Below are 26,249 nucleotides of genomic sequence, written 5' to 3'. Positions count from 1 at the left end.
GGCTAATGTGGTCAACCTTGAAATCAAAGCTGAGCCGCTACGTGCCGGGCTTCTCCCGGGCGCAAACGGCGAAAAACCGGGCCAACGCCCACGTCAATAAAGTCAAAGGACTCTCGCGGCTCTCCATGCTCTTGTGGGCCGTGCTGGTGGCGTTGCTGCTGGTGGCGATCTGGTGGTTCGGGCCGAGCTGGGAAGTGCGCGGGGTGACGCCGCTTGCCCCCTTCATCAACCGCCTGGCGGCCACGCTCATCATCGTCACGGTCGTAGCCGTGGTGTGGGGCGTTCGCCTGGCCCGGCGGCTGCGCGATATGGACACCGAGCGCGAGCAGGAACAGGCGCGCCAGCACGACCCGATCATGTCCCAGGTCGAGCGCCAGGAAGAGTCGCTCAACGGCGTGCTCGACGAGATCATCGAGAGCCTGGGTGGCGGCAACGGCCGCTACCGGCTGCCCTGGTATCTGGTCATGGGCGTGGAAAACGCGGGCAAGACCAGCCTGATCAACCGCTCCGGCCAGAACTTCGCTCTGACCCACGTGATGAAGGCCACCGGGCAGAGCAGCAAACAAGGCCAGCTCGGCTTTGACTGGTGGATCGGCGACAAGGCGGTGTTGATCGACCCGGACGGCGAACTCTTGACCCAGGGCGCCATGGAAGGCGGCGAACCCCAGGAGCTTCAGCGCAGGCTTTGGGATCACTTCGTGGAGTGGCTGGAGCGTAACCGCGCCCGGCGCCCGCTGGATGGCATCGTGCTGGTGCTCGACCTGGCGCGCCTGAGCCACGCCCAGGTGGCGGTGCGTAAAGCCTACGCCACGCTTTTGCGCAGCCGCCTGCGCGAGCTGATGGAGCGCCACGGCGCCCGGCTTCCCGTGTATGTCACCTTTAGCAAGATGGACCTGCTCCACGGCTTCGACGACTTCTTCCGCCATTACTCTCGCGCCGCGCGCAAGGCGCCGCTGGGCTTCACCTTCACCCCGGACTCCATCGATACCCCCGGGCAGTGGGAGGCGGAGTTCGAGGCCGATTTCGACGCCATGCTCACGCGGCTCAACCACATGATGCCCGCCATGCTCTCGGAGTGCCGCGACCGCGAGGAGCGCGAATCGGTGTTCCGCTTCGTGCGCCAACTGGCTGGGCTTCGCGACGTGCTGCTGGGCTTTTTGACCGAGGCGCTCTCCAGCGACCGCTTCTCGACCGCGGCGATGGTGCGCGGCACCTACTTTACCTCGGTCTACCAGCAGGGCGTGCCCGAGGACCCCTTCGTTGACGCCGCGGCGCGGCGCTACGGCATGGACGACAGCGTGCAACCCGCCCACCGGGCGGCACGCAGCGCGCTCTACTTCACCGAAGAGCTGTTCGAGAAGGTGATCTACCCCGAGGCGGGCCTTGCCTCCGACAACGCGCGCGTCGCCCAGCGGCGCCAGCGCATGCGCAACGCAAGCCTGGCCGCCTGCGCCATTCTGGGGCTGGGGCTGGTCGGCGGCTGGACCCACTTCTACCAGAAAAACAGCGTCTCACTTTCCGCGGTGGAAGAGCGCGCGGAAACCTTTTTGGCCACCCAGCCGGAGGCCTTCCAAAGCGACGACCCCAGCGGTCGCGAGCTTCTGGACCCGCTGGACCGGCTGCGCTACGCCATGGAAACCTTCGGCGAGTACCGCACCCATACGCCGTACCTGGCGGACATGGGGCTTTACCAGGGCCACGTAATCGGCGCCCAGGTCGAGCGGGCGTATCTGGCCATGCTGGAGCATCAATTCCTGCCCGCACTGATGATCGGCATCATGGACGACATGAACCGCGCCGAAGAGGGCAGTAACGAAAAGCTCGCCTTGCTTCGCGTACTGCGCATGATGTCGGATCAAAGCGGGCGCCAGACCGAGCGCGTGGAGCGCTATATGGCGAATCGCTGGCAGAGCTACTTCCCCCAGCAGGGCGAGGTGCAGCAGCGCCTGATGATGCATCTGGATTACGCCATGCAGCACAGCGACCTTCAGGGGCGTGTCGAGGCGGGCAGCCCGAACGCCGAGCAGGCCATGGCGCCGCTTCAAGGCAGCATCGCCTCCGCTCAGCAGGATCTCTCCCGTCAGCCGATCGACGAGCGGGTCTACGCCGCGCTCAAGGCCGCCGGCAGCCGCCAGGGCCAGGCGCTGGATCTGCGTCGCAGCGTGGGCACGCTCTTCAACACCGTGTTCATGGCGCGCAACGACGACCCGGAGCACGTGACGCTGCCTTACCTGGTCACCCGTGACGGCTTCGAAAGCTACTTCCTGCAGGAGCTCGACCGCGCCGTGGAGCTTGCCCTGATCGACATCTGGGTGCTCGGCCAGCGCGACGACATCAACTTTAGCGAGGCGGATAAAGAGCAGCTTCAAACCGCGCTACGCGAGTACTACGTCAGCGACTACCAGGTGAGCTGGCGCGACGCGCTGGCCAATACGCAGCTGGTACCGCTGCCGGATATCCGCCAAGCGATCGTGGTGGCGGATGCGCTGGTCGGCGCCCAGCGCCCGCTGGACCGGCTGCTGGACGCGGTGGAGCGCAATACCAGCCTCTACCCGGAGCTCCCCGAGGACGATGACCAGGCCCGCGAGGCGCTGCGCCAGTCTCAGCGCTACCAGTTGGCGCTGGCCATCGAGCAGCCCTTCACCGATCTTAACCGGCTAAGCCAGGCCGACAACGGCAACCCCTCGTCGCTGAACGAGATCAAGACCGCGGTGACGTCGCTGCGCGATTACCTGATGGAGATCGAAGAGTCGAGCGACAGCGGCCGCGCCGCCTTCTTGAGCGCCCGCGACCGGCTCTCGCTGCGCGGTAACGACCCGATCGAAAACCTCAAGCGTATCGCCGACAACACCCCGGAGCCGGTCGCCAGCATGCTCCACCGCTTGGCGGACCAAAGCTGGGAGCTTTTGATGGTCAGCGCCACGCGCCACCTGGAAAGCCTGTGGCTCGACGAAGTGGTCGCGCCGTACCAGGAGCGCCTGGCCGGACGCTATCCCATCGCGCCCAACGCCACCCAGGAGGTCGCGCTCAACGACTTCGAGGACTTCTTCGCCCCCGGCGGCATCCTGGATACGTTCTATCAGGACAGCCTGCAGCCCTTCATCGAAGGCGCGCCGGAGTACCTGACCGACGCCCAGGGCAACTCGCTGCTGCGCGAAAGCCTCTACACGGCGGTGGACCAGGCCGAGCAGATTCGCCGCGCCTACTTCAGCCGCGACGGCGCGCTCGATGTCGAGTTCGCCCTGGAGCCGGTCAGCTTGAGCGCCAACAAGCGCCGCAGCGTCATCAGTGTCGATGGTCAGCTGATCGAGTACGCCCACAGCGTTAGCCAGCGGGTATCGATGATCTGGCCCAACGCCCTGCGCGGCGGCACCGAAAGCCGCCTTACCATGGTGCCAAGCGAAGTGAACCGTTCGCCGCGAAGCGTCAGTCAGGATGGCGCCTGGGCCTGGTTCAGGCTGCTGGAGCAGGCCGAGGTCACCAGCGTGAGCGAGCGTGAGCTGGAGCTTCGTTTCAACGTGGATGGCGGCACCATGCGCTACCGGCTGTTTGCCGGCGGCGCGCCCAACCCGTTTACCCGGCCGCTGGCCGCAGGGTTCCAGCTTCCCTCCGCCCTTTACGCCGAGCGAGGTGGCCATGCTGACGCAACTTAAAAAGCTCTTTAGCGGGGCGGACAAGCCGGCCTCGCGCCATAAGCGCGCCAAGGGCCGGCGCGCCCGGCCCCTGGAGGCTGCCCGGGAAGAGGACATCGACAACTTCATCGAAGCGGTGTACCAGGCCGATGGCCGGGGCTATTCGCCCTGGCTACTGCGCGACAAAAGCGCCCTCGATACGCTGCGCCGCGCGCTGGAGTTCACCGTGCACCGCCAGGTATGGCTGCAGCGTGATGACGGGCAGGTGGCGCACTGGCAGGGGCAGCTTTTGGCGCTTCGCCACGGCGACGGGCCGCCGCTGGGCATGGTGTTGGCCTGTCGGCCCGACGACGAGTCGGCTTGGCAGCTCAAGTTCTTTTATATCAGCAAAGAGTGGAAGGGCAGCGGCCACGGTACGAGGCTACTGCGCGCGCTACGGCGAAGCTTGAGCGGCGTGCCGCTACAAACGCGCCTGCCGCTTAAATGCCACTCGGCGGTCAATAGCCTGGAAACCGCAGGTTTTAGCCGCCAGCACGTAGATGCCCAGGAAATCGCCAGTTTCGAGGCGCCTGCTAAGTGGGATGAATGAGCGGGACGAACGAGCGGGCTGAATAGCCAGGATACGCAAGCGCCACCCACGAGCAACATGAATAAGCGCACGCACACGCTGACGCGGAGAAGGAGTCGAGCAATGGGCCAAAAATTCGTACTGGTAGGGGATATCGGCACCGAGCACAACGGCTATGTGCCCTCGCCGGTCATCTCGGGTAGCCCCACGGTCATCATGGACGGCAAGCCGGTGGCCCGTAAAGGCGACCCCCTGGAGGCGCACCAAAAGCCCAGCCATTCGCCCCACCCGCGCAGTATCGCTCAGGGTTCCGGCACTATTTTCGTCGACGGCACGCCCGTTGCACTCACCAGCCACGACGTTGATTGCGGCGGCGTGGTGATCGGTTCAGGTTCAGGAGAGGGAAGTTAACATGCCAGCCACCGGCCTACAGTTCACTTTAATGCTGCCCGGCGTGGATGACGTCGCGGTCATCGACTTCACCCACCGCGAGGCGCTCTCCGAGCCCTTCGAGCTGACCCTGAACGTCGCCAGCCGCGAAGGCGACCTGGACGCGGCGGAGCTTCTTGACCGCGAAGCCACGCTGACCGTCTGGCAGGACGGCGAGCCGCTGCGCCGGGTCCACGGCATCATCAGCGAGTTCGGCCGAGGGGATCGCGGCCATCGGCGCACCTTCTACTCGCTGACACTGCGCCCGGCGCTCTGGCGCACCTCGCTGCGCCAGAACTCGCGCATCTTCCAGAAGGTCGATCCGCTCACCATCATCAACACCCTGCTGGACGAGCGCGGTATTACGGACGTGGCCTTCGCCGTCAGCCGCGAACCCCTCGAGCGGGAATACTGCGTGCAGTACCGCGAGACGGATCTCACCTTCATCGAGCGCCTCGCCGCCGAGGAGGGCCTGTTCTATTTCCACGAGTTCGAGGACAGCGAGGGCGGCGCCCACCGGCTGGTGTTCTCCGACGACCCCCAGGTACTCACCAACCTGGGCGAGCGCACCTATCACAGCCGCGCCGGCGGCACGCCGCCTACCCGCCACGTGCGCAAGCTGAGCCACACCGCCCGGGTCGCCGCCGCCAGCGCCCAGCTCAAGGACTACAGCTTCAAGAACCCGGCCTACGCCCAGCTTCACGATCACATGGGCGATGACGTCGCCGAGCACGGTCAACAGACCGACTACGAACACTTTGACTACCCCGGCCGCTACAAGGAAGACGCCTCCGGCAAGCCCTTCACCCGCATCCGCCTGGAGCACCTGCGCCGCAACGCCACCACGGCCAGCGCCCAAAGCGATCTGCCCGAGTTCGCCCCCGGCGCACGCTTCACGCTTGTTGATCACGACACCGAAAGCCTCAACCGGGACTGGCAGGTGGTCGCGGTGCACCACGCCGGCGAGCAGCCCCAGGCGCTGGAAGAGGACAGCATCAGCGCCAGCGACACCGGCGGCATGACCCGCTACGTCAACCAGGTCACGCTGATGCCCGGCGACGCCGCCTGGCGCGCCACGCCCAACCCCAAGCCCCGGGTCGACGGTCCCCAGGTGGCCTTCGTGGTCGGCCCGGAAGGCGAAGAGATTCACTGCGACGAACACGGCCGGGTCAAGGTCCAGTTCCCCTGGGACCGCTACGCCGAGCCGGATGACACCGCCAGCTGCTGGGTCCGCGTCTCCCAGGGCTGGGCCGGCGGCGGCTACGGCAGCATTGCACTGCCGCGCATCGGCCACGAGGTGATCGTTTCCTTCCTGGAAGGTGACCCGGACCAGCCGCTGGTCACCGGGCGTACGTACCACGCGGTCAACCAGCCGCCCTACGATTTACCGGCGAACAAGACCCGCACGGTGCTGCGCACGCAAAGCCACAAGGCCGAAGGCTTCAACGAACTGCGCTTCGAGGACGAGGCGGGCGAGGAGCAGATCTGGGTCCACGCTCAAAAAGACCTGGAGCTTTTAACGCTCAACGACCGCACCGAAGAAATTCGCAACGACAGTCACCTCAAGGTGCATCGCAACCGCCTCAGCGAAATCCATAATGACGATCACCTGACGGTCCACAACGACCGTTTTACCCAAATCAAGGGTGACGACCACCTGCAGGTGGACCAGACCCGCCACGAGCTGTACGGCGAGGCGCAGCTTCTGGAAGCGGGGCAGGAGGTTCACCACAAGGCGGGCACGCAGATCGTACTGGAGGCCGGTGCCGAGATTACCCTGAAGGCCGGCGGCAGCTTTATCAAACTCGACCCGAGCGGCGTTACCATTGTCGGCTCCCAGGTCAAGATCAACTCCGGCGGAAGCCCGGGGCGTGGCCAGGGCCAGGCCATCGTGTTGCCCCGCCTGCCCGGCGAGGCCGAGCCGGAGGAGAGCGAGGACACCACCCTCGAGCCTCATCAGACCCCAACGCTAACCAGCGACATTGCCGCCGCCACCCCCGTGGACTTTGCCGACATCGACATCAGCGACGGCCTGGCCAGCGACTGCAGTGCCTGTGAGCCTGCCGTGGGCAGCCCGGTCAACCCGCTGCTGGGCGCCAAGCTGTTGCCTGCCGAGACCGACTTCGCGCTGCCTGCACCCCGACCCTTCGTGTTCAGCCGCGGCTATCTTTCCAGCAATGCCAACGTGGGCATTCTCGGCCAAGGCTGGTCGGTACCCGGCGCAAGCCTGGCACTCGAGCTTCATGAAAACGCCTGTATCGTTCACGACGCCCAGGGGCGCGAGATTACCTTTGGCGAATTGGCACCGGGTCAGGCGCGCTTTTCCCCCACCGAACAGCTCTGGATTCGTCGCGGCGGCCCGGATTCACAGGAAGCAGAGGCGGACCCGCGCTGGCAGGTTCTGGACGAAACACTGCGCCAGGATCCCCAGCGCATCGTGCTAAGCGATGCGAGTCTCGTTTACTACGTGTTCGAACAGCCCGCCGACCCCAGCGCCCGCTGGCCACTGACCCAGGAGCATGACCGCAACGGCTACACCACCGAGTACCAGTGGGAGGCGGACCTGCTGACGCGCGTCACCGACAGCGCCGGGCGCCACTACCAGTTCGTTTACGAGGCGATGCTGCCCAGCCAGCCCAACGATGCGGGCCAGCGCCTTACCGGCGTGAAACTTGCCAAAGAGCACGACGGCAGCGCCCCCGGCGACTGGCTGGTGCGCTACTCCTATAGCTCGGCCGGGGATCTGCTCGCCGTGCGCCAGCGCCACGGCGAGGTGGTGCGTGAGTTCGAGTGGCAGGATCACATGCTGACCGCCCACCGCGTGCCCGGCGGTATGGAAGCCCACTACACCTGGGACCGCCACGCGCCGGACGGCCGCGTAGTAGGCCAGCAGGAAGCTGGCGGCCTGGCGCGGCGTTTTGAGTATCACGTCGATCACACCCAGGTCACCGACCACCTGGGCCGCGAAGAGCGTTACCACTTCGTGGGCAGCGGCCCCGGCAAGCGCTGGACGGCGCACACCCGCGCCGACGGCTCGCGTATCGAATTTCGCTATGACCGCGCCGGGCAAAAAATTGCCACGGCCGACCCGCTGGGCCGGGAAACAAGGATCGAGCGTAACGAAAGTGGCCAGGTCATCGGCCAGGTAACACCGGACGGCCAGCGCTGGAGCATCGAGCGCGATGCGTTGGGCGACACGGTGAGCATCGAAGGGCCGGAGAGCCAGCACTGGCAAATCACTCGTAACGAACGTGGTCAGCCGGTGGAAGTGACGGGGCCGACAGGCACCACGGCGTTTGCTTACGACGACGAGCGCCTGCCCGACCGTGCCACGACGGTGACCGACCCGGGTGGCGCCACCCACCAGCGCGAGTGGAACGCCCTCGGCCAGGTCACCGCCGAGATCGACTGCTCCGAGCAGCGCACCGAGTTTAAGTACGACCGCCGCGGATATCTGGCCAGTGCCACCAACGCCCTGGGCGAGACCACGCGCACCCAGCACGACGAGCTGGGCCGACGCACCGCCACCCAACTGCCCAACGGCCTTTACTGGCACCAGCATTTCGACCCTCAAGGGCGGCTGGTCGAAGTGGAAGGCCCCCAGGGTTTCCGCCAGCAGTTCTTCTTCGACGAACACGGCCGCCCGGCCCAGCGCACCGAGGCCGACGGCAGCCAGCAGTTCACCGCCTTCGACGATGTGGGCCGTCTGAGTGAGCTGACCCTGGGCAACGGCGCGGTCTACCGCTTCACCTACGACGACATGGACCGCCTGGCCAGCGAGACCGGCCCGGACGGCCGCGAACAGCAGTACCGCTACGATGAAGCGGGCCAACTGATCGAGCGCATCGAAGCCAGCCGCCCCGGACCGGACGGCCAGCCGCTGGCCACACGCTATGAGTACGACGCCGCCGGACGCCTTGCGGCGCGCCATTTACCCGCCACCGAGCACGCCCCGGCAAGCCAAGAGCAGTACCGCTGGGGCGCCAACGGCCAGCTCATGAGCGTTACCAACGAGCACGGCGAAGTCGCGTTTCAATATGATGACGCCAAGCGGCTGGTCGGTGAGCAGCAGCGCCACGCGGGTATCGAAGGCGGCAGTGGCTGGCAGTGGCAGCAGCAGCACACCCTCACCGCCAACGGCGCCCCGCAAGCGAGCCAGTTCGGCGAGCTACCCGCGCTCAACTGGCACACCTACGGCAGCGGCCACCTGCACGGGCTGAGCGCCCCGGGGCTGAACCTGGAAATCGACCTGGAGCCGGACGCCCTGCACCGGGAAACCCAGCGCCGCCTGACGCTGGCATCGGGCGACCAGGTGCCGCCCCTGATTCTGGAGCGCGGCTATACGAACCTCGGCCAGCTCGATCACCTGACGCTGCGTGGCGCGCAGAACGGTGGCGGGCAGCAGTACCAGTACGACGCCCTGGGCCGGATGAGTTTCAGAAGCGTGCAGAGTGACCAGGCCTCCCGCGTCATCGCCTACAGCTATGACGCCGCCGGCCGCCTGACCGGCAGCCAGCACGGCGACCAGGCCCACCGCTACGCCCTCGATGCCGCCGGTAACCGCCTGGACGGCCAACAGGCGCTGACCGACAACCGCCTCGACCACCTGGACGGCGCCCGCCACCGCTTCGACGGCGCGGGCAACATGATCGAAAAGCAGGCCGCCAACGGCGACCGCCTGACGCTCGGTTACGATGGTGCCAATCGCCTGGTCCAGCTCACCCGCGCAAGCGAGCGAGGCCGTACGGTCGAGGCCACCTACCGCTACGACGGCCTGGGCCGCCGCATCAGCAAAACCGTGCGCCACGAAAACGGCACCACCGCCACCACCCACTACGGCTGGGACGGCGACCGCCTCGTGCGCGAAGAAAGCGACAATCAGCACTCGACTATCGTCTACGAGCCGGGCAGCTTTGTGCCCATGTTGCGCATCGACGACACCCAGGAAGGCCCACAGCTCAGCGCCTTCGTCACCGATGCGATTGGCACGCCGATGCAGCTGGTCGCGCCCAATGGAGACACGAAATGGCAGGCTCAGCCTGATGATTGGGCGGCGGTCAAAAACGCGCGCGGCAGTGCCCGTCAGCCGATTCGGTTCCAGGGGCAATGGCAGGACGAGGAGAGCGGGCTCTATTACAACCGGCACCGGTATTACGACCCCCAGCAGGGGCGGTATGTGAGCCAAGATCCGATTGGGCTGCGGGGTGGAACGAATCTGTATGGGTATGTAAAAAATCCTATTAATTTTATCGATCCAAAAGGTTTAAAAACAGAAGTTATTATATTTGAAGGGGTGGGGTGGGGCGGATCATCGTTAGGCCATGTTGCTACCAATATTAATGGTACTAATTACTCATGGGGACCTAGTGGAATGTCTATTTTACCTCACCAAGAATATATGGAAAGAAACGATTTTAGAAATGCCAAAGGGTATACTATTGATCTTTCACCCAGTCAGGAGGCTCAGCTTGAACGTAGGCTTAAATGGCAACAAGGTAAAGGTAGTTATGGAGCGCTAGGTTTTAACTGCACTGATCCCTTAGAAAGAGGGTTAGAAGACTTAGGATATGATTTGGGAATAAATATAACCCCTAACTCGTTATCTGAATCACTTTCAGAAGTTGGACTGATAAAGCAAGAAGATCTTTATAGCAAAAACCCTAGCTATGCAGAACCAAATCGATTTGACAGTGCGCCTTGGGCAGGTTGGTAACATGAAGTGGTTTGTCATAGGATTGTGTTTATTATTTGGCATGTATGTTTCAGTAAATTTAGGACTGGGCCTTATGAAAGGATATCCGTGGAAAGACATGGACTGGAATGAAAATGGGAAGGTCGAGTTGACGGAGGTGATGAGTGCTAAAGATATAGGAGTGAGGGAGCTGGATGATGGTTGTAAAGAGTATTTCTCTTACAAAGATGGGTTAACAGTTAGAGTGGTTTGCTCTTAAAGATAAAGTAATTTTAAGCCTTAAATGCAATACGTTTAGGGTAAGAATGGGCGCTCTCAATGAGCAAGTGCAACACTTAACCTATCAGGTAAGGTATTGCCATGACTCATTGTTATCGCCTCTTTCTGCTGAAGACCAAGCCGCCATCATGCTGATGCAGGGTCACCACTCGATTCGTTCCATCGCGCGTCAGTTAGGGCGTGCGCCTGGCACTATTTCACGAGAACTGGTGCGTCATACTGTTAGCCCTGACAGAGCGTATGACTCCAGCCTCGCTGGACATCGCGCCCGACTGAGCCGCTGTCGGCCTCGACGTTGCCCGAAGCTGCACCTCGATGGTGAGCTGTTCGAGCTGGTGGTCTACCTGCTGCGCAAGTACTGCTCACCAGAGCAAATTGCCCGCACAATGAAACGTATGTTTCCTAATAACACTGACCGCCACGTCTCGCACGAAGCCATCTACAGTGCGCTCTACCTCATGCCGCGCGGCTCGCTCAAGAAGGAACTGATTGCCTGCTTGCGCCAGGGTAACGGCAAACGACGCCCCCGAAGCCGTTGCAAGGATAGACGCCAACAGATTCCCGACCTGGTCAGCATCCATCTGCGCCCTCCTAAGACCGAAGATCGCCTGATGCCGGGCCATTGAGAGGGTGACCTCATCATCGGTGCCCACAACCGCTCTGCTGTCGATACGTTGGTAGAGCGAGCCACGCGGCTGGTGATCCTGTCCTGGCGAAAGTGGACGGCACCACGGCCACAGCAGCGGCCGCTGGCTGTAGCGACACGCTCAATGAGGTACCGCGCTCCCTGCGCCTATCGATGACCTATGATCAGGGCAAAGAGATGGTAAAGCATGCTGAGATCACTCAGAAGAGGGGACAGCGATCCACTTTGCCGATCCGGATAGCCCATGGCAGCGGGGTTCCAATGAGAACATCAATGGACTGTTGCGGCAGTACCTGCCGAAGGGCACGGACCTGTCGGTCTACAGCCAGGAAGAGCTCGACGCGATCGCCGACTCACTGAATACACGACCACGCAAGACACTGGACTGGCGCACGCCGCTGGAAGTCTATGCTGAGGTGCTCAAGAAATCCGTCGCCGGTCCAGGCACTATTCAATAGCGTTGCACTTAGAACTTGAGACTGCCATGATTTAAAAAATCGAAAATCGGTATGTTGAAAAGTAATAAAGTTAAAAAAGTGAGACTTTTTATAGATTTTATGTGGCTTTATAGTAGTCGTCTGCCTTTTTTCTATTATAGGTATTGTTAAAATACTTTTTGAAGAAGGAATGGGTTTAAGAATACTTTTCTTTGCTTTGGCGATAGGTCTAATGCTTCATGTATCAGCTTCAGTAATACTGACCGGCTACCCACCAAGATACTTGAGTTGGAGTTCAGGCCATGAATAATATCCGTCAATGATTAAGTATATAAATTTATAAGATTGTTTTTATGACGCCGCCGGCCGCCTGACCGGCAGCCAGCACGGCGACCAGGCCCACCGCTACGCCCTCGATGCCGCCGGTAACCGCCTGGACGGCCAACAGGCGCTGACCGACAACCGCCTCGATCACCTGGACGGCGCCCGCCACCGCTTCGACGGCGCGGGCAACATGATCGAAAAGCAAACCGCCAACGGCGACCGCCTGACGCTCGGTTACGATGGCGCCAACCGCCTGGTCCGGCTCACCCGCGCAAGCGAGCGGGGCCGTACGGTCGATGCCACCTACCGTTACGACGCTCTGGGCCGCCGGATCAATAAGACCGTGCGCCAAGTAGACGGCACCACCGCCACCACCCACTACGGCTGGGACGGCGACAAGATCGTGCGGGAAGACAGCGAGAATCAGCGCTCGACCATCGTCTACGAACCGGGCAGCTTTGTGCCGATGTTGCGCATCGCCGATACCCAGAAAGGCCCGCAACTCAGCGCCTTCGTCACGGATGCGATCGGCACCCCGATGCAGCTCGTCGCCGCCAATGGCGAAACGCAGTGGCAGGGCCAGCCCGATGACTGGGCGGCGGTGAAAAATGTGCGTGGCAGTGCCCGTCAGCCGATTCGCTTCTAGGGGCAGTGGCAGGACGAGGAGAGTGGGCTCTACTACAACCGGCATCGGTATTATGATCCGCAGCAGGGGCGGTATGTGAGTCAGGATCCGATTGGGTTGCGGGGGGGTTACCGCTCTTGATGAAGCTGCTACTGTAATTAAGCGAAGAACAAATGCAGAATATGACCAATCATTGTTAAACCAAATAGACGCGGATTAACTTTCTTCGCAAGGACTTATTAGTATGGAAATTGAAAACTTACTCGGGTGTCTTGGAGATGCGGTATCGAGCCGACAACTGAATAGCATTCTACAAAAAGAGAGCATCGATTTATCTAACGATCTGATTTTGCCTGACAGCGAATATAGAGCATATATTGAACGACCCGCTAAAGGTTATTCTTTAGTATTTACAGGTGAAGCTGTATTTTTAGGGATAACCAATCAACCGATAGGAAAAAGTGCACTCTATTTAAGCGGGGTTTTTTTATATGGTGAAGGTAAGGATGGTTACACTCAGTTCAATGGAAAACTGCCGATAGGCTTGTCTTTTTCTGCTAATCAAGAAGATATTAAAACCATGTTGGGGAATCCATCTTGGAATCGAAAACGTAGCGATGGTTCTGTGGCTGCGGAACGATGGGATAACATTGCTGATTATAGAGTTCATATTACCTATACAAAACCAACGTCAAAGCCAGTACTTATATCCTTAAGTAAAGCCGACGGATGAGTGGACGGCATCAATTTCCAAGTGCAACACTATTGAACCCGGCTTATTCATGAGGGCTGCCAGCAGTACCAGTACGACGCCCTGGGCCGCATGAGTTTCAGAAGCGTGCAAGAGTGACCAGGCTTCCAGCGTTATTGCCTACAGCTATGACGCCGCGGGCCGCCTGACCGGCAGCCAGCACGGCGACCAGGCCCACCGCTACGCCCTCGATGTCGCCGGTAACCGCCTGGACGGCGCCCGCCACCGCTTCGACGGCGCGGGCAACATGATCGAAAAGCAGGCCGCCAACGGCGACCGCCTGACGCTTGGTTTTGATGGTGCCAACCGCCTGGTCCAGCTCACCCGCGCAAGCGAGCGGGGCCGTACGGTCGATGCCACCTACCGTTACGACGCTCTGGGCCGCCGGATCAATAAGACCGTGCGCCCAGTAGACGGCACCACCGCCACCACCCACTACGGCTGGGACGGCGACAAGATCGTGCGGGAAGACAGCGAGAATCAGCGCTCGACCATCGTCTACGAACCGGGCAGCTTTGTGCCCATGCTGCGCATCGACGGCACCCAGCAAGGCCAAATGATGAGCGCTTTTGTGACCGATGCGCTGGGTACGCCGATGCAACTGTAGGCGCCCAATGGCGAAACGAAATGGCAGGCACAGCCGATGAGTGGAAGGCAGTGAAGAACGTGCGTGGGAATACAACGCAGCCGATTCGCTTTCAGGGCCAATGGCAAGACGAAGACAACAACCGTCATCGGTATTACGATCCACTGCAGGGGCGGTATGCGAGTCAGGATCCGATTGGGTTGCGCGGTGGTACGAATTTGTATGGGTATGTCGCTAATCCGACGGGGATGGTGGATCCGTTAGGTTTAAACCCGGCCGCAGCACGTGCGATACCAGTTGTTACTCCCGCATGCGCTTCTGCAGCACAATGGATTACAGGTGTAGGAGTGGCAGCTGCTACGGCTGTAGTAGCAACCTTACCGGGTTCAACATCAGTGTCATCTAGAGCACAAGAGGTAGAGTGACTCACTGCTGCACACAGGACAGCAGCTGGTGACCGCTCATTACCTGGCTATGGGGGCAATTGTACTCCTGATGAACAGGATGAGTTAAAGAGGCAACAAGATGAGGCGTGTAACAGAACAAAAGGGCTTGGGATGTGTGATCATAATGAGATTGAATATGGTAGAGCTGAGATTTTCGACGCTTGTGCTCAGGCTAGGATTAATATAGTTGGAAGATACTTTGCTAAAGGCGATGCAGGTCATAATAACCAAATAAATCAAAATTTTAGAAATGCCGTGTCGTTTGCTAGAGATTATGAAGTAAAAAGTGATAACCTAATGTTTAAATATATTGACGTATTTTAGCGATTGAACAATGGTGGCAAATGTCCAGTCTAAGACTCTCCAACCACGAAATATATAGAAAAAAGCTTCTCAGGGAGTTTCCAACTAGCTTCCCAAGCGGGGAGCTATTCCTTCCCATTTTGGCTTCTTACGGGGACTTATCTGATGAAGAAAATTTCTTCAAGCAACGGGCCACTTTCCATGAAAAAAAATGGTATGAAGTTAACTTTAATAATGCAGAAGAATTTGACTTTGATTGGGGGCCTTTTTTATCATTAAGCAAGTTAGGTGAAATTTATTATCTTCCGGCATTTATCGATTATTTTTATGAAGTTGAAAATTTAAAAAAAGGAAATATTGGTGATTACTTTGACTCAATTTTTTTTAGCGTACTAGGAGATAAAGAAGCGACTGAAATTTTTACCATTGAGCAAAGTAAGCTAATCGCTTTATTTTTGGTCAATCTATCAAATCTTGTTGATGACACCTATGGAGCAGAAAAAAAGTATCAAGAAGAACTTACAAGTAACTGGGGGCATTTTTTACTTTTTTGATAAACAATAAACCTGAATTTAAGCAATAAGCGCAGCACAGGTATTGCCCCATTAAACTTTGGACAGGGATGACTGTATCGGGGGAAGGATTGTCCAAAAATATGGTGGTTATACAATTGGTAATTATGTGTTTAAGGGCCTGCTCCTCATCTCGGTAATCACCCAGGTACTTTGAGGTTGGTTGCAAGCATTACCGCTTTTAATTCGGCTCTTATAACAAGTGCTTATGAATCGGGTGCTGGGGGAGGCTCTATCGTAAGAACCTTGGCAAATCGATACTTTCGAGGATTAAGTGAAATTTTAGATTGATTAGTATTTAAAATTCGGAGATCGGCATGTTGAAGAGAAATAGAGTTAAAAAGGTGAGATTTTTTTAGATTTCTATGTGGCTTTATAGTAGTTGTCTGCCTTTGCTCTATTATAGGTATTGTTATAATGCTTTTTGAAGAAGGAATAGATTTAAGAGTACTTTTGTTTTCTTTGGCGATAGGTCTAATGCTTCATGTGTCAGCTTCAGTAATGCTGATCGGTTACCCTCCAGGATACTTGAGATGGACTTCAGGTCATGAATAATATCCATCAATGATTAGCTATATAAATTTATAAGATTGTTTTTATGATGCCGCCGGCCGCCTGAACGGCAGCCAGCACGGTGACCAGAAGATAATTCCTATCGTCAAAATCAAGAACTGCTATACCATATTGTAATTCCTTCTCCAATTGTCATTGATACGTAAATAATTACAAAGCCCATTAATTATGGAGGTCATGAGCTGTATTATGTCGGATTAATTCTAAGAGGTAACTCTTTAGTGTCTTTGGTCAATTACTGGAATGGAATACCTTTGTTCTCATATATTAGCCTTATTTGGACGTAAAGGAGTATTCCTTCCTTGTTAGCAAAAGAAAGAGGAAGCGAGTGATAGAAAAAAGAAAAATATGCCTAAGATGCTCATTTATTACTTACTTAGTGAGTGTTGCATGCGCTATGCTTGTCCCGATATTTTATATTTTTATTGAACATCCAATAGAAGGGCCTTTGCTCATTATGACATCTATGTTGTTGCCACTACTTGATTCATATCGTAGTAAAGAAATAGTAGAAGAAGCAGTGGCAGAGGTGAGTGGAGCAAAATATATAATATCCGTTTTGATTGTAACTGTTATTTTAATAACTTTCTATAAAGACAACCTTCAAGTCTTGGTTGGGAAAGAAGTAAGCTTCATAGCTTTAGGAGTGGCTTTGATATTAGCTACAAACCTTTTTTGCATTAGAATCATTCGTCAAAAAGGCCGTTGATTTTAGATGTTTGTTCCCGAAGTGTAGTGGTTAGGTGTTCTGTCCCACAAAGTAGTGGTTCGGTTCATGATGGAACCTGTCCGGGGCATCCTGGCTGGTGCGGATGTCACAGATAACGAGATGCACGTAGCCGATCGCATACGCCCTGAACGGCTGTCCTTTTGTTTGGGCTCCGGCTTCAAGTGGCAACCGGCTGATACCGTGACGCTGATAGAGGCGATGCAGGCTGGAGCGCGTCAGGTGCGGGATAAAGCGCTGCAGCGTAAACAGGCAGTCATCCAGTGGCAGGTGCGTCGTTCGCCGGCAGGTGACGGCAGTGGCTTCTTCCATCGGTGTCAGAGAAGACGAGCGACGTGTCTTTGCCCCCATTCTCTCTTTTTCAACCGACGTGCGCTGCCGCCATTTGCGGACGGTTTTGGGATTGAGGTTGTAGCGTCGACTCAATTCTGCGACCGAAGCCGTCGATCGCTGTATGTCCTTTCGGATGGCGTGCGTGGTCGTGGCTTGTCGAATAGACCATTACACTTCGAGACCATACATCTGGCTGAAACGCGCCCATCCACCTCCGGCGGCCACGGGTCGTCACCGCTGATCCACTATGGCGCTTTCACGTTTAATAGACCATCTCCAGTAGGAGATATCGTTATGCGAAAAACTCGTTGGTTTTTTGGCGTGGCTGCCATTTTGGTCACGAGTTGGGTCATAGGGAGTTGGAGTATGTGGGAGCGGGTTAGTAGCGATTTTATAAAAGAAGATGAACCTTACGGGCCTGGCGACTTTAGGATTCGAGGGGATAACACACTATCTCTCAAGCTTACAAAACCCGAAATAACTTTTAAACCTCGCGAGGAGCGTAGCACCCTGCAAAAAGCGGAACCTTCGGAACCTTGGATGGGGGATGTCAACGAAAGAGCTAATCGCCGTACGGTAAGGCTATTAAGTGGATCAATTAGTAACGGGGCTGATCGGCTATTTGAAGAGCCTGCCCAACAAGCTGACTGGTGGCTATCCAGGGATTGGAATACGCTTTACCTGGCCACAGGATGGATGGATTATCACTTAAGCCCACCTCCAGGCGAGCGCTATACGCCTCAAATCACGCAGTTATTCAAATCCAATGATCAGGGCGAGTCCTGGGAGAAAATGCGCTGGCCGGAGGAGCAGAATATTTCCGCCCTGCGTTTTATCGACGCCGAGCGCGGCTACCTGATTGGCTGGGGGCCCCATATCTGGCGCACTAACGATGGCGGCGACAATTGGCAGGAAATTCCGGTGCCAGAAACATCCCGCGACCCTGGCAACGAACGCCAACGCTTTGATTTAGTCGCGCTCGGGGAAGATAACGTCCTGCGCATGGCCTTTCATGATCAAGTCCGCGGCGAAAGCGTGATGTACACCCTGCCCTGGGGAGAAGACGAGCCCGGCTTTGAGCTGGCCCTGGGCCATTACCGCGTCATGGATATCGCGGCGACCGACCAAAGCGAAACGTATATTCTGGCCAGACGGGGCCGCCCTCATGGCTTTATGCCCAAAGACAAGCTTCCCGACCACCCGTCTTCCGTCTGGCACTGGAATGGCGACGAGTTAACCGAGCTGCACGAATTTGATAGCGACCTGGTGGGTTATGCCCTTTACATCACCCCCGATGAAGGCCTGCTATTTGACGGCGTGAATCAAGGCAGCCTGTTGGGCAGCGATGTGACAGCGGTTAGCTACGATGGCGGCGGCAGTTGGCGGATGGAAGATGAAGGCCGCAATGCCCAGGGCGGTTACTACGATACTCGCACAGGCGAGCGGTGGCGTGTGGTGGGTTACTCGCTCTATCGGCGGGAGATCCCTTAGGCCTATTGCATGCATATCCAGCAATACGCCCTCATTATTTATAATCATTAACCATCTGCAAAGGCTAATGCTAAAAACACTTGGATGACAAAGCTTTGGGCGAGGTTACTATTATGTCCGAATTTATAAATGTTTTAAAAACACTTTTTTTAGTTGTTTTTTTGGTAACCCGGTTACGTTAACGCCATCACCAGTTGACATGGGGGAAGGCAGCCATCTTGTGTTTAATTTAGAAAAACCAGTGAGGGTAATAGGCGGTGCGTATATTAGTATTGATGTGACTTCGATGCAGCCAAATGATGTTGATGATTGGGAAGCTATAAAAGCATGGAGTGATCAGGTCTTTGTTGAAGGGCGTATAGCAGCTACTTTGATTAACACCTCAAATGGCGATGAAGTTAAAGTCTATCATCGTGGAGGAGTTGCGGATACCAGTAATGGCCTACGCTTGTTCTTACGGAAAAACGGCAGTTTGGAGCGTGGGAAAACGTATGACAGAATCATCTTTGAAACAGACGTTGAGCTTAATAGTGTGACTATGCGCTGGAGCAGTTGGTCCTTGTAGAGAATAGTCCTGGGTTTTGGTCGTGGAGTGTAATGGTTATGAACGCAACAAAATATTGCGTCTCTTTCCAGCCAGCACTGAGCAGTACCGCTGGGACGCCAACGGCCATCTCATCAGCGTCATCAACGAGCATGGCGAAGTCGTGTTCAGTTACGACGATGCCCAAGAAGGCCCGCAACTCAGCGCCTTCGTCACGGATGCGATTGGCAGCCCGATGCAGCTCGTTGCCGCCAACGGCGAAACGCAGTGGCAGGGCCAGCCCGATGATTGGGCGGCAGTGAAAAACGCGTGCGGCAGTGCCCGTCAGCCGATTCGGTTTCAGGGGCAATGGCAGGACGAGGAGAGTGGGCTCTATTACAATCGGCACCGGTACTACGACCCACAGCAGGGCCGGTATGTGAGTCAGTACTCTATTGGACCACGCGGTGGTGTGAATTTGTATGGGTATGTGAAGAACCCGATAGCTGCAGCGGATCCGCTTGGGTCGGAAACAACGGTCACAATATGGAAACCAGTAGGGCGAGGAGCTTCACCTTTTGGTTATGTGTCGGCAAGCATTAACGATACAGCTTATAGCTATGGTCCATCGGGAATGTCTGTAATGCTGGCGAGTGAGGACCTTAAGAACAATAATTTTCGCCTCGGAAGAGGAATTCATCTAGATCTGACTGGAGAAGAGGAAGAACTGCTACAAAATTTCATGAGTAGTCAATATTCATCATACAGTATATTAACAAAAAATTGTGGTACACCTGTTCAAGACTGCTTACAGCAACTTGGTTATAATTTTGGATGGAATATACTTCCAGTATCTCTTGGTTTTTCACTACTGGAATCTGAATTGTTTTCGAGATCAGAGTTTTATCAACCGACTGAGCAAGCTGAAAAAGTAATGTTATGTGGCCATTTGAGGGAAGTACTGCACCATGGGCAAAATGATTCTATCTGTAATTTTTGCAGTTTTGGCTGCCTTATACACATTGAGCTTTTTTGTGAAGAGTAAATCGGAGTCAATTTTAATAGCTGAAACTTCTATCACGGTTTATGAAAATTTTCCTGCTAGTGGCCCTCCTGGTGAACAAGTACAAATCATTGACATAATGAGCAAAGGCGAGGTGGCACAGGTACTCTATCCTGAATATGCAAAAGACTCTATGTACTACAAGGTTCAACTTAAAAATGGCGTGAAAGGCTATGTCCATTGGTTGCCAGGGAATGTCAGCGTTCAGCCTGCCGGTAAGAATTGAACCATTCTTTTCTGAATTCACGAATCAATAAATCTACCCCATCGTCTACGAGCCGGGCAGCTTCGTGCCCATGCTGCGCATAGACGACACCGAACAGGGCCCGCAACTCAGCGCCTTCGTCACCGATGCGATTGGCACCCCGATGAAACTCGTTGCCGCCAATGGCGAAACACAGTGGCAGGGCCAGCCCGACGACTGGGCGGCAGTGAAAATGTAAGCGGCAGTGCCCGTCAGCCGATTCTCTTCCAGGGGCAGTGAAAGCGGACTCTATTACAATCGCCACTGGTATTACGATCCTCAGCAGGGGCGGTATGTGAGTCAGGATCCGAATTGGGTTACGCGGTGATACGAATTTGTGTGGGTATGTGGCTAATCCGATGGGGCGGGGGTTCCGCTGGGTCTGGATGGAGCGCATCCGTGACTATAGTATCTTAAAAAACTCCAGCGACGTGGTAGCACATTATTACAGCGGTAACGGTAGCCCCGCAGCACTTTGTCAGTCAGTTAAGGATAAAATAATCAACCATCTCGGCATTCAAACCCAAAGCGAAAGAAATATGCGTGGAAGAGGTAGAGAATCACACAGAACTGATATGGATCTCATATAGAGGGGGGGATACCTTTCATATAGGTAGAATGAAGACTGATTATACTGAGGTTTGCACTGAAGCAAGCTGCACAACAACCTTTACAGTTTCGATTATGAACCGGGAGGAAAACCCTGTTGGCTTTAAGGATCCTATAGGTATGGGCGTTGAGCTAGGGGGCACACCATATCTATATAATACCTTCGACTGGTCAATTACCTTTCCAAAACCATAATAGGTGGTCCTAAAAATATGCGTTCTTCATATGCTTTTTTTGTTGCCAGTTTATTTTTCTTAGCCTTGATTTTACTGTACATGAATTCTTCAACTGCCCTTTACTGTGGCATAAGAGAAAAAAAGCCAGAGCTAGCGCTAGGCCTTTCACCCTCTTGGTTTGATGATCGATTTCAGTTAATGATCGGTAACACGGAAGTTATATCTAGTACAAATAAAGAAAAACCAGTGTTTGATAAGTGGGTTAAAGGAGCAAGAAAATTTAAAATTATTGTTGGGTATAATACAGCATCGATAGGCCGTAAATTTTACTTTAAAGCAATTGATTGGGAAAAGAATGAAGAGCTTTTTTCACTTCAAAGGTATTCGCCGGGAGATGGCGAAGAATATGTTTATGAAGTTTTATCTGAAGAAGGTGTTGAACAAGAAGAGAGATGGGTCAGAGTGAGTCATTGGCAGTGTATTCGGGGAAAGTACTTGGGATTCACTATTATCTTTCTTTTTTTGTTGTTTTTTATAAATTTTGTTTTGATAATAAAAGGGGCTTTAAATTTTTTAATAAAACTTTTTTCGAGGAAAAACTGAATGGCGACGTCGCAAGATGTGAGTCAATATCTAAAGTTTTGGCCAAAATAGTGTCATGTAGCCCGGCTTAAAGGCTGATGTATTTACACAGGTGCTTGGGCAACTGAGAGCCATCTGTGACAGTAGGATATTGAAGTTTTGCATCGGGAGCATCCAGCGCCCTGAAATTTTCAGAATGCTGGAATAAAGTAGTTCCAGTCAGGTGAGTATCCAAAATCCTGTGCCAGCTCGAAAAGCCATGATGCTGCCTCCCGCCTAGCCGGGCAGCACGGCGACCAAGCCCACCGCTACATTGTGGATGGCAACCCCTTTCCGATCACCGATAACCGCGTTACGCAGCGTAAAGGCGTCCGGTATCGTCATGATGGGGTTAACCGGATGTCACGTGCATTTCCCCGATTGGCCTATTTAGTAGTGGCTTTGTATTTAGTCCGACCAGGCTGGGAGGGAATCCTGGTATATTAGGCTATAATAATAGAGGTGAGATACAGTACCATGAATATGGTAGGTATGGGGCTGAGCAGTTGGGTATTACAGGAGGAGCTATTCCAGGCAATTATGGGGTTTAAGAAAGATTGTTTTTCTTGATTTAGAAACAAGTAGCGACGGCACTCTATCGAAAATCTCATGAGGCGCTCTAAGGGAAGCCTTGTCAGAACGTGCAGGAATAGTAGCTAATTTAAAAATAACTTTTCATTCTAATTTGGATTGATAAAAAATGTATAGATATATCGAAAAATTTGAAAATGATCATGAAAAATCGGCATATAGTTGCAAGCCTCGGTTAAAAAATAATTGTTTTACATTCTTTCAAGAATGTACTGATACTGGTTGGAAATAATGAGAGCAGTTATTTTTATATTGCTTTTTTTGATGTCGTTATGTTTGGCTTTTGCTTTGCTTTTTTTAGTGGATATTAGTATCTCATATTCTTACTTAAAAAGTAGTTATGAGTCTCAGGTACAGCATAAGGATATTATACTAGAGCTGCTTGAAAATGAATGGATTGGTAAGGAAAAAGAAGTGATTGCTAAAAGCATAAATGATATAAATAATTATGGAGATAATACTATCCTCGTGAAGGAGTCAAAAGAGCTAGACTTGATGACGGTGAACGAATTAACTTTATTTTTTGAAAATAACAAGTTGATCAAGATAGAGTAAGTTTTTAGATTTTAATTTTTCTTTGTGTAGTTGGTTTTTTTATTAGTTATATTGGATGTCTATGTATTTTTTATCGAAGTAATAGTTTAGGCCAGTATTAAAACCTAGGGATCTGCACAATCTATACTGAGTGCCAGGAATTGTTTGTCGGCAGATTGCCAATCACTTGACCCTGCGCGGCGCGCAGAACGGCGGTGGCTAGCCGTACCAATACGACGCCCCTGGGCGCATGAATTTCAGAAGCGTGCAGAATGATCACGCCTCCAGCGTTATTGCCTACAGCTACGACGCCGCCGGCCGCCAGCACGGCGACCAAACCCACTGCTACGTCCTGGATGTCAACGGTGAACGCATCGTACGTGAAGAACGTGACAGCCAGCGCTCGACTCCTTTGCTCGAGCGAGCAGGGGAAACCGTGGAAGCAATTTAACGCTATGATAGCCTATCTCTACGCATCAATAAGATCGCGCGCCAAGCCGATGGCGCCATTCACTATGACGGTAACGCCAATCGCGTCCTTCTTAAGGAGAGAAAATGGATGAAATTGCAGAATTTGGATGAACTGCTAACCGTCGAAACCGATAACGGCGTGCTGTTTAAAATCTGCCTGGGCGTGGCGCTGTTTTTTACCGGTTCCCAGCAGAATGAAAAGCGCCAGGCTGTATTGGATATTCTCGCTGACTACCGCGACTTGGTTGGTGATCAACTGACCTGGACCACGAACCCTACTACTGGTCGTTGGAAGAAGCTTATAATGGGTTTGATAGCTATGTGGCCCCCTTTGACTGGTTGCCTAGCTACGGCCCCGGCGAGTGGGAGTTTGTCTACCATGGTGGTCATCGGCGTAGCGATGCTAATTCGTATGAAATAGTATCTCTAGGTGTTTTAAAGGATGAAGACTTAAGCTACATATATTGTCAATTTCCTTTTGATTTTTTCGTCGAGCGTGAGCAGACGTTACCTGAAATTGTGCAGCGCTGGTGCGATAAACTAAAACCAGAGCATGGGTATTCAGGATCCTTTCTAGGACGATCTAAGGGGTATGAAGATAGTGATGAGACGGTAATTCTCGAATATAAGTTTGGCCAACGCTTTCCCGGTCTTCAAATTAATAGTTTCACTACACACTCTTTAAATTTGTATCGAGGCTTAAAAGGTGTTGATTGGCTAACAATTCTATCTGATCATTTGATAGAAAGATTAGGTGGATTAGAGCAAGTCAAAGAACAAATGGGTGAGCTGCCGGTGCTGGAGTATAACGGCGGCGCCATTCTGCGCGCTGGCCCCATGCCGCAGCTGGGTGACAACGAAAATCCCGAGGTCAATGCCGCCTTAGCCGACTACCGCCGGGTGGCGGAAATTATCGAGCCCGTTCGTATCAAAGACCATCAAGGCATTCATCCCCAGCTATTTGGTGACGTGCGCCACGAAAAACGATTTGATGAGGCTGAGTACCAAGCCTGGCTAGCGCGCTTTAGCCCCCAAGGGAGTGAGCAATGAGCGAACCAACAGCGAGCGGCGAAACGTTCGAGCTGGAGTGGATTCCTACGCAGCTGTTTCCTGACATCGAGCTGGAGCGGGTGGACGTTAACGAACAGGCGATTCGTATCGTGTGCAGCGATGGCGACTGGTCGATACAGTCGGATATTACCCTCTTCTGGGGACCGGGCACCATGGTGTTTGAGGTAGAAGGCGATACGTTCGTACATATCCAAGAAGGAGAGCGCTGGCCTCTGGTCGACCCTGCGGTGGCGCAGGAAAAACTGATTCCTTATCTCCACACGCTGGAAGTAATCGAGCGCGGCGACCCTTGGCGATTACGCTTTCGGGCGGGCGACCGTAACGCCATTGTTGAACTGCAGGCGAAAGTGATAGGTATTATCTGGTATCCAGAGGGGAATTGAGTATTTTGCCCAATGTTTAGTACAAGGAGTTGACGCAATGGATACCCAGCAAGATGAACTGGATCGCCTGCTAACAGTCGAAACCGACAACGGCGTGCTATTTAAAATTAGCCTCGGTGTGGCGCTGTTTTTTACTGGCTCCCAGCAAGAAGAGAAGCGTCAGGCGGTGTTGGATATCCTCGCCGATTACCGGGACCTGGTCGGCGACCAACTGACCTGGACGACCAACCCTACCACTGGCCGCTGGAAAAAGCTCAAAGGATTCGATAGCTATATTACCCCTTTTGACTGGCTACCTACTTACGGCCCTGGCGAGTGGGAGTTCGTTTATCACGGTGGTCAGCGGCGTAGTGATGCGGATAGTCATGCTTTTGTAGTGTTGGGTAAACGACCAAGCGCTGACCAGAGAAGACAACTTAGTCGTTTGTATTTCCAGTTTCCCATTGATTTTTTTGTCGAGCGAGAGCAGAAGTTACCCGAGCTTGTACAACGTTGGTGCGATAAACTAAAACCGGAGCATGGATATTCCGGGTTTTGGTTAGGTCGATCTTATGGTTACGAAAAAAGCGATGAAGCCGTCATACTTGAGTATAAGTTTGGCCAGCGCTTTCCCGGTCTTCAAATTAATCAATTCAGCGAACATTCCTTTAATCTGGATCGTGGCTTAAAAAGAGTCGATTGGTTAACAATTCTTTCCGATCAGTGGTTGGCTGAGCTGGGAGGTGTGGAGCAGGTCAAAGAGAAAATGGGCGACCTATCGGTGATGGAGTACAACGGAGGCGCTATTTTGCGCGCTGGCTCCACGCCACAATTGGGGGATAACGAAAACCCCGAAATTAATGCAGTTCTTGCGGACTACCAGCGGGTGGCTGAGATTATCGAACCCGTTCGCATCCAGGATCATCAGGGAATTCACCCTCAGCTATTTGGCAATGCACGAAACGAAAAGCGCTTCGATGAGGCAGAATACCAAGCATGGCTGGCACGCTTCAGCCCACAAGGAGGGGAGTAATGAGCGAGCCCGCGAGCTATGAAACCTTCGAGTTAGAGTGCGGCCCTACACAGCTATTTTTCTACATTAAATTGGGTCGTGTAGACGTTGATGAAAAGGAGAACCACATCGTATACAGCGAACTGGACGCTAACCACGCTTTAGTTGGAGAAAGCCAGCGCCCGGCTATCGTATTCAAACCAGGCAGTTTCGCGCTTAAGCTGCGCATTGAAGACCTCCAGCAGGCTCAACCGCCGAGCACTTTGATTACCGGACCGCCTTTTGGCCGCCAGGTTTAATAGAAAGATAGAACGGCAAGAGAGTTCTCTAGGCCATCGTTAGCATTATATAGGACTGCCAGCATGCTTATAATCATCTTGAAAATAGTATGTTGGATTATGGTGTCGGGAGTTGCCTCTGTGATTTGGTGGAATCTATGGATGTATGAAGGGTGGCATGGTACTCCTCGAGTACTTCACGGTTTTTTATTTTCTGATGGTGAACGCTCTTATGACGTTACTTTGATAGAAGTGTTTGTTTTGGTAATGCTTTTGGTTC

The 26,249-nt window shown here is 54.4% G+C and carries 27 protein-coding genes and 4 pseudogenes; 27 read left to right on the top strand and 4 right to left on the bottom strand.

Annotation, left to right across the window (positions count from 1 at the left end; translation table 11 throughout):
* Nucleotides 1-17 precede the first annotated feature (17 nt).
* The 7 genes and pseudogenes from tssM (at nt 18) to ACWHXT_RS14570 (ending at nt 11,704) form a co-directional block, all read left to right on the top strand.
* Nucleotides 18-3,653 carry a type VI secretion system membrane subunit TssM gene (tssM, locus tag ACWHXT_RS14600; RefSeq protein ID WP_447956375.1) on the top strand — a complete coding sequence of 1,212 codons (3,636 nt, stop codon included), beginning with the start codon at nt 18-20 and terminating at the stop codon, nt 3,651-3,653.
* Nucleotides 3,637-4,221 (top strand): GNAT family N-acetyltransferase, encoded by a 585-nt coding sequence (locus ACWHXT_RS14595; protein ID WP_447956374.1) that lies wholly within the window; start codon nt 3,637-3,639, stop codon nt 4,219-4,221. The genes tssM and ACWHXT_RS14595 overlap by 17 nt, the downstream gene beginning before the upstream one ends.
* A 102-nt stretch (nt 4,222-4,323) precedes the next feature.
* Nucleotides 4,324-4,611: a type VI secretion system PAAR protein gene (locus ACWHXT_RS14590; protein WP_447956373.1), complete on the top strand. Its 288-nt coding sequence runs from the start codon at nt 4,324-4,326 to the stop codon at nt 4,609-4,611.
* A gap of 1 nt (nt 4,612) precedes the next feature.
* Nucleotides 4,613-6,583, top strand: a pseudogene (locus tag ACWHXT_RS14585) (type VI secretion system Vgr family protein); the annotation flags it as partial.
* 45 nt (nt 6,584-6,628) lie between these two features.
* Complete coding sequence (locus tag ACWHXT_RS14580) at nt 6,629-10,342, top strand: RHS repeat-associated core domain-containing protein (RefSeq protein WP_447958054.1); 3,714 nt, start codon at nt 6,629-6,631, stop codon at nt 10,340-10,342.
* A 1-nt stretch (nt 10,343) separates the two neighbouring features.
* Nucleotides 10,344-10,580: a hypothetical protein gene (locus ACWHXT_RS14575; protein ID WP_447956372.1), complete on the top strand. Its 237-nt coding sequence runs from the start codon at nt 10,344-10,346 to the stop codon at nt 10,578-10,580.
* Nucleotides 10,581-10,728: 148 nt separating this feature from the next.
* A pseudogene (locus ACWHXT_RS14570) lies at nt 10,729-11,704 on the top strand (IS30 family transposase).
* 316 nt (nt 11,705-12,020) lie between these two features.
* Here the strand turns inward: ACWHXT_RS14570 and ACWHXT_RS14565 are convergent.
* Complete coding sequence (locus ACWHXT_RS14565; protein WP_447956371.1) at nt 12,021-12,212, bottom strand: hypothetical protein; 192 nt, start codon at nt 12,210-12,212, stop codon at nt 12,021-12,023.
* On the opposite strand from ACWHXT_RS14565, the gene ACWHXT_RS14560 reads away from it, so the two are divergent.
* From ACWHXT_RS14560 to ACWHXT_RS14550, 3 genes and pseudogenes are all read left to right on the top strand, one after another.
* The gene (locus tag ACWHXT_RS14560; RefSeq protein WP_447956370.1) at nt 12,198-12,653 is read left to right on the top strand and encodes an RHS domain-containing protein; all 456 of its coding nucleotides are present in this window, start codon (nt 12,198-12,200) and stop codon (nt 12,651-12,653) included. The genes ACWHXT_RS14565 and ACWHXT_RS14560 overlap by 15 nt on opposite strands.
* Nucleotides 12,654-12,665: 12 nt before the next feature.
* Nucleotides 12,666-12,773: pseudogene (locus tag ACWHXT_RS14555) on the top strand (RHS repeat-associated core domain-containing protein); the annotation flags it as partial.
* 103 nt (nt 12,774-12,876) lie between these two features.
* A complete protein-coding gene (locus tag ACWHXT_RS14550; RefSeq protein WP_447956369.1) occupies nt 12,877-13,365 on the top strand; it encodes a hypothetical protein in 489 nt (162 codons plus the stop codon).
* 97 nt (nt 13,366-13,462) lie between these two features.
* Here ACWHXT_RS14550 and ACWHXT_RS14545 read toward each other — a convergent pair whose 3' ends face one another.
* Nucleotides 13,463-13,609: a hypothetical protein gene (locus tag ACWHXT_RS14545; protein ID WP_447956368.1), complete on the bottom strand. Its 147-nt coding sequence runs from the start codon at nt 13,607-13,609 to the stop codon at nt 13,463-13,465.
* 21 nt (nt 13,610-13,630) lie between these two features.
* On the opposite strand from ACWHXT_RS14545, the gene ACWHXT_RS14540 reads away from it, so the two are divergent.
* The 5 genes and pseudogenes from ACWHXT_RS14540 to ACWHXT_RS14520 all read left to right on the top strand — a co-directional run bounded on the left by ACWHXT_RS14540 (nt 13,631) and on the right by ACWHXT_RS14520 (nt 16,572).
* On the top strand, nt 13,631-13,990 hold the full coding sequence (locus ACWHXT_RS14540; protein WP_447956367.1) for a hypothetical protein: 360 nt from the start codon (nt 13,631-13,633) through the stop codon (nt 13,988-13,990).
* A gap of 20 nt (nt 13,991-14,010) precedes the next feature.
* Nucleotides 14,011-14,394: an RHS repeat-associated core domain-containing protein gene (locus tag ACWHXT_RS14535; protein WP_447956366.1), complete on the top strand. Its 384-nt coding sequence runs from the start codon at nt 14,011-14,013 to the stop codon at nt 14,392-14,394.
* A 60-nt stretch (nt 14,395-14,454) separates the two neighbouring features.
* A pseudogene (locus tag ACWHXT_RS14530) lies at nt 14,455-14,739 on the top strand (hypothetical protein); the annotation flags it as partial.
* A 20-nt stretch (nt 14,740-14,759) separates the two neighbouring features.
* Nucleotides 14,760-15,272: a hypothetical protein gene (locus ACWHXT_RS14525; RefSeq protein ID WP_447956365.1), complete on the top strand. Its 513-nt coding sequence runs from the start codon at nt 14,760-14,762 to the stop codon at nt 15,270-15,272.
* A 919-nt stretch (nt 15,273-16,191) separates the two neighbouring features.
* On the top strand, nt 16,192-16,572 hold the full coding sequence (locus ACWHXT_RS14520; protein WP_447956364.1) for a hypothetical protein: 381 nt from the start codon (nt 16,192-16,194) through the stop codon (nt 16,570-16,572).
* A 30-nt stretch (nt 16,573-16,602) separates the two neighbouring features.
* On the opposite strand, the gene ACWHXT_RS14515 is transcribed toward ACWHXT_RS14520, so the two are convergent.
* Nucleotides 16,603-17,016, bottom strand: coding sequence for a hypothetical protein (locus tag ACWHXT_RS14515; RefSeq protein ID WP_447956363.1), 414 nt, complete (start codon nt 17,014-17,016; stop codon nt 16,603-16,605).
* Between the two features lie 273 nt (nt 17,017-17,289).
* On the opposite strand from ACWHXT_RS14515, the gene ACWHXT_RS14510 reads away from it, so the two are divergent.
* From ACWHXT_RS14510 to ACWHXT_RS14475, 8 genes are all read left to right on the top strand, one after another.
* Nucleotides 17,290-18,414, top strand: a complete 1,125-nt coding sequence (locus ACWHXT_RS14510) for a WD40/YVTN/BNR-like repeat-containing protein (RefSeq protein WP_447956362.1) — start codon at nt 17,290-17,292, stop codon at nt 18,412-18,414.
* A gap of 220 nt (nt 18,415-18,634) precedes the next feature.
* Nucleotides 18,635-18,979 (top strand): hypothetical protein, encoded by a 345-nt coding sequence (locus ACWHXT_RS14505; RefSeq protein WP_447956361.1) that lies wholly within the window; start codon nt 18,635-18,637, stop codon nt 18,977-18,979.
* A gap of 22 nt (nt 18,980-19,001) precedes the next feature.
* Nucleotides 19,002-19,982 (top strand): RHS repeat domain-containing protein, encoded by a 981-nt coding sequence (locus ACWHXT_RS14500; RefSeq protein WP_447956360.1) that lies wholly within the window; start codon nt 19,002-19,004, stop codon nt 19,980-19,982.
* Nucleotides 19,972-20,226 carry a hypothetical protein gene (locus ACWHXT_RS14495; protein WP_447956359.1) on the top strand — a complete coding sequence of 85 codons (255 nt, stop codon included), beginning with the start codon at nt 19,972-19,974 and terminating at the stop codon, nt 20,224-20,226. Before ACWHXT_RS14500 ends, ACWHXT_RS14495 begins: the two co-directional genes overlap by 11 nt.
* A gap of 70 nt (nt 20,227-20,296) precedes the next feature.
* Nucleotides 20,297-20,443, top strand: coding sequence for an RHS domain-containing protein (locus ACWHXT_RS14490; RefSeq protein WP_447956358.1), 147 nt, complete (start codon nt 20,297-20,299; stop codon nt 20,441-20,443).
* Nucleotides 20,444-21,065: 622 nt separating this feature from the next.
* A complete protein-coding gene (locus ACWHXT_RS14485; RefSeq protein ID WP_447956357.1) occupies nt 21,066-21,632 on the top strand; it encodes a hypothetical protein in 567 nt (188 codons plus the stop codon).
* Between the two features lie 840 nt (nt 21,633-22,472).
* Nucleotides 22,473-22,796 carry an Imm58 family immunity protein gene (locus ACWHXT_RS14480; protein ID WP_447956356.1) on the top strand — a complete coding sequence of 108 codons (324 nt, stop codon included), beginning with the start codon at nt 22,473-22,475 and terminating at the stop codon, nt 22,794-22,796.
* Between the two features lie 244 nt (nt 22,797-23,040).
* Complete coding sequence (locus ACWHXT_RS14475; protein ID WP_447956355.1) at nt 23,041-23,226, top strand: hypothetical protein; 186 nt, start codon at nt 23,041-23,043, stop codon at nt 23,224-23,226.
* 135 nt (nt 23,227-23,361) lie between these two features.
* Here the strand turns inward: ACWHXT_RS14475 and ACWHXT_RS14470 are convergent, their stop codons facing one another.
* Entirely contained in the window at nt 23,362-23,502 is a 141-nt protein-coding gene (locus ACWHXT_RS14470; RefSeq protein WP_447956354.1) for a hypothetical protein, read from the bottom strand.
* Between the two features lie 32 nt (nt 23,503-23,534).
* Between ACWHXT_RS14470 and ACWHXT_RS14465 the strand changes: the two genes are divergently transcribed.
* The 4 genes from ACWHXT_RS14465 to ACWHXT_RS14450 are packed head-to-tail and all read left to right on the top strand — an operon-like array spanning nt 23,535 to nt 25,990.
* Entirely contained in the window at nt 23,535-24,296 is a 762-nt protein-coding gene (locus ACWHXT_RS14465) for a type VI immunity family protein (protein WP_447956353.1), read from the top strand.
* A complete protein-coding gene (locus ACWHXT_RS14460) occupies nt 24,293-24,700 on the top strand; it encodes a hypothetical protein (RefSeq protein ID WP_447956352.1) in 408 nt (135 codons plus the stop codon). Before ACWHXT_RS14465 ends, ACWHXT_RS14460 begins: the two co-directional genes overlap by 4 nt.
* Nucleotides 24,701-24,737: 37 nt before the next feature.
* Nucleotides 24,738-25,712 (top strand): type VI immunity family protein, encoded by a 975-nt coding sequence (locus ACWHXT_RS14455; protein WP_447956351.1) that lies wholly within the window; start codon nt 24,738-24,740, stop codon nt 25,710-25,712.
* Nucleotides 25,712-25,990, top strand: a complete 279-nt coding sequence (locus ACWHXT_RS14450) for a hypothetical protein (RefSeq protein WP_447956350.1) — start codon at nt 25,712-25,714, stop codon at nt 25,988-25,990. Before ACWHXT_RS14455 ends, ACWHXT_RS14450 begins: the two co-directional genes overlap by 1 nt.
* Nucleotides 25,991-26,249: the final 259 nt, after the last annotated feature.

The organism is Vreelandella halophytica (assembly GCF_968193635.1).
Note: the sequence above shows the minus strand (reverse complement) of the source record. Positions and strands in the feature narration are given on the sequence as shown.

Coding starts and splice junctions, on each gene's coding strand:
- ACWHXT_RS14450 (WP_447956350.1), top strand. CDS start 25,712: ATGAGCGAGCCCGCGAGCTATGAAACCTTCGAGTTAGAGTGCGGCCCT.
- ACWHXT_RS14575 (WP_447956372.1), top strand. CDS start 10,344: ATGAAGTGGTTTGTCATAGGATTGTGTTTATTATTTGGCATGTATGTT.
- ACWHXT_RS14590 (WP_447956373.1), top strand. CDS start 4,324: ATGGGCCAAAAATTCGTACTGGTAGGGGATATCGGCACCGAGCACAAC.
- ACWHXT_RS14490 (WP_447956358.1), top strand. CDS start 20,297: ATGCTGCGCATAGACGACACCGAACAGGGCCCGCAACTCAGCGCCTTC.
- ACWHXT_RS14550 (WP_447956369.1), top strand. CDS start 12,877: ATGGAAATTGAAAACTTACTCGGGTGTCTTGGAGATGCGGTATCGAGC.
- ACWHXT_RS14595 (WP_447956374.1), top strand. CDS start 3,637: ATGCTGACGCAACTTAAAAAGCTCTTTAGCGGGGCGGACAAGCCGGCC.
- ACWHXT_RS14485 (WP_447956357.1), top strand. CDS start 21,066: ATGCGTTCTTCATATGCTTTTTTTGTTGCCAGTTTATTTTTCTTAGCC.
- ACWHXT_RS14480 (WP_447956356.1), top strand. CDS start 22,473: ATGAGAGCAGTTATTTTTATATTGCTTTTTTTGATGTCGTTATGTTTG.
- ACWHXT_RS14460 (WP_447956352.1), top strand. CDS start 24,293: ATGAGCGAACCAACAGCGAGCGGCGAAACGTTCGAGCTGGAGTGGATT.
- ACWHXT_RS14455 (WP_447956351.1), top strand. CDS start 24,738: ATGGATACCCAGCAAGATGAACTGGATCGCCTGCTAACAGTCGAAACC.
- ACWHXT_RS14535 (WP_447956366.1), top strand. CDS start 14,011: ATGGCAGGCACAGCCGATGAGTGGAAGGCAGTGAAGAACGTGCGTGGG.
- ACWHXT_RS14540 (WP_447956367.1), top strand. CDS start 13,631: ATGATCGAAAAGCAGGCCGCCAACGGCGACCGCCTGACGCTTGGTTTT.
- ACWHXT_RS14560 (WP_447956370.1), top strand. CDS start 12,198: ATGATCGAAAAGCAAACCGCCAACGGCGACCGCCTGACGCTCGGTTAC.
- ACWHXT_RS14510 (WP_447956362.1), top strand. CDS start 17,290: ATGTGGGAGCGGGTTAGTAGCGATTTTATAAAAGAAGATGAACCTTAC.
- ACWHXT_RS14525 (WP_447956365.1), top strand. CDS start 14,760: ATGTCCAGTCTAAGACTCTCCAACCACGAAATATATAGAAAAAAGCTT.